Raw genomic sequence first — 5289 nt, forward strand, 5'->3', positions numbered from 1 at the left:
ATCGCGCTGCTGCTGTCGCACTTCCGCGTCACCGACGTGGCGTTGCGGGTGGTCGGCGTCGGCAGCGTGGGAACCCGGTGCTTCCTGGTGATCCTGGTGGGCCCCAACGGCACCCCGCTCATCCTGCAGATCAAGGAGGCGACCCGATCGGTGCTCGACGAATACGGCGGCTGGCCTCAGCCGGCCATGCTGGGCGCGGCCGTCGAGGCGAAGGGCCAGGGCATGCGTGTCGTCGACGGCCAGCGAATCCTGCAGGCGATGTCGGACGTGTTCCTCGGGCCGACCCGCAAGGACGGGCGTGACTACTACGTCCGGCAGTTCCATGACATGAAGGGCACCATCGACACCGAGGGCATGGCGGCCTCCACGTTCAGCGACTACGTCGCCGCCTGCGCGGTGCTGTTGGCGCGCGCCCATTCGCAGAGCGCGAACGCGTCGTTGCTGCGCGGCTACGTCGGCGCCGGCGACATGGTGCAGGCCGCGGTGGCCGAATGGTGTTACGCCTACGCCGACAAATCGCTCGACGATTTCCACCAATTGAAGGCCGCGGCCGCGGCCGGCGACATCGAGGTCGCCGCGGATCCCGCCCGGTAACGCGGACCGCCCGTCCCGGTCCCAGACAGCTGATTCGGCAGAAAGGCGGCGGCAGTCGATGCGAAGCCGCGCGGCCATCCTCTACGAGTACGGCCACCCGTGGACGGTCGAGGAGTTCGAGCTGGATCCGCCGAAGGCGGGCGAGGTGATGGTGCGGCTGGCGGCCACCGGGCTCTGCCATTCCGACGAACACATCCGCCAGGGGAAGCTGGCCGCGCCGCCGGAAACGTTGCGCGCCCTGGGATTACCCGCCATGTCACCGACGATCGGTGGGCACGAGGGCTCCGGCGTGGTCGTCGATGTCGGGCCGGGCGTCGCCGGGTTCGCGCCGGGCGACCACGTGGTGACCTCCTTCGTCGCGGTGTGCGGCCAATGCCGGTGGTGCGCCTCGGGGATGCAGTACCTGTGTGACATGGGATCGGGAACGTTGTCGCCGGGCATGCCGACGGACGGCACCTTCCGCCATCACACCGTCGACGGGCGCAACCTCGGCCACGTGTCGAAGATCGGCGCGTTCGCCGAACACACTGTGGTGGCGGCCAACTCGCTGGTGAAGATCGATCCCGACCTTCCTCTGGTGCCCGCCGCCCTGCTGGCCTGCGCGGTCCCCACCGGGTTCGGGTCGGCCGCCCGGCGGGCCGGCGTGCGCGGCGGTGACACCGTGGTGGTGGTCGGCACCGGCGGGATCGGCACCGCCGCCGTCCAGGGCGCCCGCATCAACGGGGCGGCCCGGATCGTCGCGGTCGACGTCAGCGACTTCAAGCGCACCTCCGCCCTCACGTTCGGCGCGACCCACACCGCGGCGACAGCCGCGGACGCGGTCGAGCTGGTCCGCGACCTGACCCGCGGTGTGATGGCGGACGCGGTCGTGGTCTCTCCCGCCGTCATCGGCGAGGCCGACGTCGGGACCGCGCTGGCGCTCACCCGCAAGGGCGGCACCTGCGTGCTGACCGGGCTGCCGTCGCCGGCGTTGGGTTCGATCGCCGTCGCGCTGCAGGACTTCATCCTGATGAACAAGACGCTGTGCGGCACGGTCTTCGGGTCGTGCAACCCCAGGAGCGACATCGCGCTGCTGGCCACGTTGTACCAGTCGGGTCGGCTACTCCTCGACGAGATGATCACCAAGCGCTATCGGCTCGACGACATCAACGCCGCCTACGCCGACCTGACCGCCGGCCGCCTGATCCGCGGGGTCATCGACTTCGGCCTGGGACAGTAGCCAGTCTCGCGGTCGCAGCCGCCAGGTGCGGCGGGCGTACTCCAGCTCGGTGTAGGGCCACTGGGTGACGATGCGGCCGGTGGGCGAGCGGAAGTAGCTGTCGCACCGGGTCCAGATGGTGCGCTCCAGGTCGGCGGAAAGCTGTTCGTTGTAACGCTTTTCGGCCTCGGGTCGCACGTCGAGGTAGCCGCCCTTGCGTGCGATCCGGCTGACCGCGCTGGCGACGAGTCGCGCACCCGCCTCGAGGATGTAGACGATCGAGTTTCCGCCCTGGTTGGTGTTGGGGCCATACAGCATGAAGAAGTTCGGGAAGCCGCTGACCGCGACGCCCAGGTACGCACTCGGGTCGTCGCCCCATCGCTCGTGCAGCCGGCGTCCACCGATCCCGATGACGTCGATGCCGGACAGATAGCGCGACGTCTCGAACCCGGTGGCCAGCACGATCGCGTCGACGTCGACCGCGCGTCCGGCCGACGTGACCACCGACGATCCGTCGATGCCGTCGATGGGGTCGGTGATCAATTCGACGTTGTCGCGCTGCAGCGCCCGGTAGAAGTCGTCGCCCAGCAACACTCGCTTGCAGCGGAACGGGTAGTCGGGCGTCAGCTCCCGGCGCAGCCGCTCGTCGGCGACGGTGCGCTCCAGGAACGACGTCGCGACGTGCGTGCGCGCGTCGATGACGGGGTCGTCGGCGAAGGTCGCGGTGTTGTCGTGCTGGAACTTCCAGATCTGCCAGCGGGTGCGGCGGACGGCCAGTGGGTTGCGCCGAAACCTTGCCAATTCCGTTGCGCTGTAGGGGCGGTCATCCTTGGGCACCATCCACGGCGGCGTGCGCTGGAAGACGCTCACCCGGTCGGCGATCTTGGCCAGTTCGGGGACGGCCTGCACCCCGCTGGCGCCGGTGCCGATGACGGCCACCCGCTTGCCCGCCAGGTCGACGCCGTGATCCCAGTGCGCGGTGTGCATGAGCGTGCCGGTGAAGTCGGCCAGTCCCGGAATGTCGGGAAGCCTTGGGGAGCCGAACAACCCGACGGCGCACACGACGACGTCGGCGGTCAGGGTGGATTCGCGCCCCGCCCGGTCCAGCCGGCAATCCCACGCCACGCCGTTCCAGCGGACCGAGCGCACCCGGGTGCCCAGCACCAGGTGCCGGCGCAGGTCGAAGTCGTCGGCGACCGACTCGAGATAGGCCAGGATCTCGGGCTGCCGCGCGTAGGTACGGGTCCAGGATTTGTTGGGCGCGAACGAGAACGAGTAGAGGTGGCTCTGGATGTCGCACGCGGCGCCGGGATAGGTGTTGCGCCGCCAGGTGCCGCCTACCCCGTCGTCGCCCTCGATGATCGCCAGGTCGTCGATGCCGGCGCAGCGCAGCGCGACGGCGGCGGCCAGCCCACCGAAGCCGGCACCGATGATCGCCACCTTGGGCGGGCGCCCGCGGCGGGTCGCGGCCCGCAGCCGGCCGAGACTGTAGCGCCATCGGGCCCGCCGGCTGGTCACCGCCCGGCCTCGCCGCCGCGAATCAGGTAGCCCTCCAGACGACCGTCGCCCCGCCACTCGCGCAGCAGGTCGGCGTACTCCGTGGGCGCGCCGAAGAAGAAGCTGCCTTGTCGGGTCTTGTTGTCCGCCTTGCCCTCCCGGTTGTAGTAGCCGGGGGTGCACGTTTGTGCGCGTTCGGCGCTGGCAGCCGACCGGGCGACGACCGTGTCGACCCAGGCGGACTCGGCGGCGGGAGCGGCCTCGACTTCGCTGACCCCGTGCTCGAGCGCCCACGCGATGATCCACGCGGCGTGGGTAGCCTGCACGTCCAGCAGGTAGGGAAAGTTCACCGTCAGACCCGCCTGCGCGATGCTCTCGATGAAGCAGTTCGGGAACTTCGTCGTGCACAACCCCTGGAAGGTGCGCACCCCGTCACGCCAGTGTTCGGTCAGCGACACCCCGTCGCGGCCGATCAGCTCGAAGCCCGTCCGACGGCAGTAGTCGGTGCCCACCTCGAAACCCGTTGCGAAGATGAGGCAGTCGAGCTCGTAGGGCACGCCGTCGACCACCACACCCGACTCGGTGATGCGCTGCACGCCACGGCCGCGGGTGTCGACCAGGGTGACGTTGTCGCGGTTGAACGTCTGCAGGTATTCGTCGTGGAAGCAGGGTCGTTTGCAGAAGTACCCGTACCACGGCTTGAGCGCCTCCGCGGTCGACGGATCGGCGACGATGCCCGCGACCCGCGCCCGGATTTCCTCCATCTTGGCGAAGTCCGCGATCTCGATGTCGCGGCCACGCTGCGCCGGGTCGACGACGCCGTCGCCGTCGTGGCGCATCACCGGCAGCTTGCGCGTGATGCTCGTCCAGGCGTCGTCGACCAGGTCTTCGTCGGCCTGGCCGCCGGCGGTGAGGATCTGGAAGTTCTCGATGCGCCTGCGCTGCCAGCCCGGCCGTAATGTGCCGGCCCACAGGGGATCCGTCGCACGGTTGGCCCGCACGTCCACCGACGACGGCGTGCGCTGGAAGACGTGCAGCCGCCGCGCCGCCCGGGCGAGGTGCGGGACGCATTGGATCGCCGTGGCCCCGGTACCGATGATCCCGACGCGCTTGTCGGCGAGGTGCTCCAGGTTCTCCCCGGTGTAGGCATAGTCCCACCGGCTGGTGTGGAACGCGTGGCCGCGAAACGCGCCGAGGCCCTCGATGCCGGGCAGCTTGGGTTTGGCCTGGTAGCCATTGGCCATGGACACGAACCGGGCCCGCATCTCGTCGCCGCGGTCGGTGCGGATGATCCAGCGCGATCCTTCTGCATCCCAACGTATCTCGCGTACGTCGGTGCTCAGGCACGCTTCGCGGTAGAGGTCGTAGTGCCGGGCGATCCGCTGGCAATGAGCGAAGATCTCCGCCCCCTTGGCGTACTTTTCGGTCGGCAGGTAGCCGAGTTCCTCCAGCAGCGGCATGTACACGTAGGACTCGACGTCACAGGCGATTCCCGGGTACCGGTTCCAGTACCACGTCCCGCCCACGTCGGCCGCCCTGTCGATCAGCCGCACGCTGTCGACACCGAGCTGACGCAGCCGCACCCCCGTCAACAGCCCGCCGAACCCGGCGCCGATGATGGCCACGTCGACCTCGTCGGTCAGCGGCTCGCGGTCGAAAGTCCCGTCCGTCCAGGGGTCTTCGGCGAAGTGGGCGAAGGCCCCGGTCGTCTCCACGTACTGCGCGATGCCGTCCGGGCGCAGGCGACGTGCGCGCTCTTCGGCGTACCTGCGTCGCAGCGCGTCGACGTCGAATCCCACGCCAACGGTTTCAGTCACGGACACGATCCTCTCGCGCGCCCGACTATATAATCAATCGCTTGATCACATCAAGGGTCCTGTCGCAGCTTTCTGCGCCTGCCCGCAGCTACTGCGGGCCCCGAGCCAAGCAACGTTCCCCGGATCAACTTCTTCGCCGCGGCCAGCGCGGCGTGATAGTTCCGGGGCGGGGACGTGGCCGCC

At 69.4% G+C, this 5289-nt stretch carries 4 protein-coding genes; 2 read left to right on the plus strand and 2 right to left on the minus strand.

Annotated features, from left to right (window positions below):
- Positions 1-594 (plus strand): DUF2252 family protein (locus A9X04_RS11820; RefSeq protein WP_156751745.1); only part of this gene is annotated, 594 nt, incomplete at its 5' end.
- Positions 595-652: 58 nt separating this feature from the next.
- Positions 653-1813, plus strand: a complete 1161-nt coding sequence (locus tag A9X04_RS29680; protein WP_082972783.1) for an NDMA-dependent alcohol dehydrogenase — start codon at positions 653-655, stop codon at positions 1811-1813.
- Here the strand turns inward: A9X04_RS29680 and A9X04_RS11825 are convergent.
- Together A9X04_RS11825 and A9X04_RS11830 are read right to left on the minus strand one after the other, a co-directional pair.
- The gene (locus tag A9X04_RS11825) at positions 1694-3310 is read right to left on the minus strand and encodes an NAD(P)/FAD-dependent oxidoreductase (RefSeq protein WP_067920519.1); all 1617 of its coding nucleotides are present in this window, start codon (positions 3308-3310) and stop codon (positions 1694-1696) included. The two genes, A9X04_RS29680 and A9X04_RS11825, sit on opposite strands and share 120 nt — an antisense overlap.
- A complete protein-coding gene (locus tag A9X04_RS11830) occupies positions 3307-5106 on the minus strand; it encodes an NAD(P)/FAD-dependent oxidoreductase (RefSeq protein WP_067920521.1) in 1800 nt (599 codons plus the stop codon). The genes A9X04_RS11825 and A9X04_RS11830 overlap by 4 nt, the downstream gene beginning before the upstream one ends.
- Positions 5107-5289 lie beyond the last annotated feature (183 nt).

It is taken from the genome of Mycobacterium sp. E3247 (genome assembly GCF_001667785.1).
In the GTDB taxonomy this organism is placed as follows: Bacteria; Actinomycetota; Actinomycetes; order Mycobacteriales; family Mycobacteriaceae; genus Mycobacterium.

Coding starts and splice junctions, on each gene's coding strand:
- A9X04_RS29680 (WP_082972783.1), top strand. CDS start 653: ATGCGAAGCCGCGCGGCCATCCTCTACGAGTACGGCCACCCGTGGACG.